This window comes from Suttonella ornithocola (assembly GCF_001889065.1).
Lineage (GTDB): Bacteria > Pseudomonadota > Gammaproteobacteria > Cardiobacteriales > Cardiobacteriaceae > Suttonella_A > Suttonella_A ornithocola.
The window spans coordinates 1-686 of record NZ_LWHB01000320.1 but is presented as its reverse complement, the minus strand read 5'-3'; the positions used below and the strand labels follow the sequence as shown (position 1 = coordinate 686).

The 686-nt window shown below is 39.4% G+C and carries 2 protein-coding genes and 1 pseudogene; all 3 read right to left on the bottom strand.

Going from position 1 to position 686, the window contains the following annotated elements; genetic code table 11:
* Positions 1 to 219 (bottom strand): transposase (locus A5N85_RS14085; RefSeq protein ID WP_249024004.1); only part of this gene is annotated, 219 nt, incomplete at its 3' end.
* Positions 220 to 364: 145 nt separating this feature from the next.
* Complete coding sequence (locus tag A5N85_RS18060; RefSeq protein ID WP_428843263.1) at positions 365 to 493, bottom strand: IS630 transposase-related protein; 129 nt, start codon at positions 491 to 493, stop codon at positions 365 to 367.
* A 101-nt stretch (positions 494 to 594) separates the two neighbouring features.
* Positions 595 to 669 (bottom strand): annotated as a pseudogene (locus tag A5N85_RS18055) (hypothetical protein); the annotation flags it as partial.
* Between the last annotated feature and the right edge of the window lie 17 nt (positions 670 to 686).

Sequence of the window (686 nt, the reverse complement as noted above, 5' to 3'; positions counted from 1 at the left end):
GAAAATATCGCTGTTAATAGAACCATCATATAAGCGTAAGGCAAACAATTCTCCATTGATAATGGCTCCAATCGCATTGCTCTGGTTCTTTAAATGCCAGTTATCACTTCCATGACAAACTTGTCCTTTTGTGCTGTAGCCATAAGCTCTATGAGCAAAGGCTTTAAAACCACATTCATCAAGATAGACTATCGGTTTGTCTTGAGCGGTCTTATCCACTATTTGTTCTTGAAAGTGTTCTCTTTTCTCTGTGTCGGCTTTTGGATGTTGGTTATAGTCAAATCAGCTAAAAAAACAGAACGTTATCTACCGCCAGAATGGCTAGATAAGGGCTATAGGATGTTTTGTTTTTTAGCTGATCGCACTATAATCTTTTTTTATGCGTTATCTTTAGTCGCTTTAGAGCATAACAAATCGCTGATTGCGAGCAATTAAAACGTCTAGCGCTTTCCCATTGGTAATCATCGGGATACTGCTCAATATCCTTAAGCAAGGCTTCATCATCAATCTTTGAGGCTTACGCTCAGTAAAGCCTTTAGGATGGGGATTTTTAATCCAGCTATAGACGGTGAATTTGCTGATCTTGTAGCGCTTTGCAACAGCGCGCCAAGTTTCTCCATTAGCAATATCGTTAAGAATTTTCTGTCGGAATTGGCTACAGTAGGTCATAGGATATGCTCAGTTTG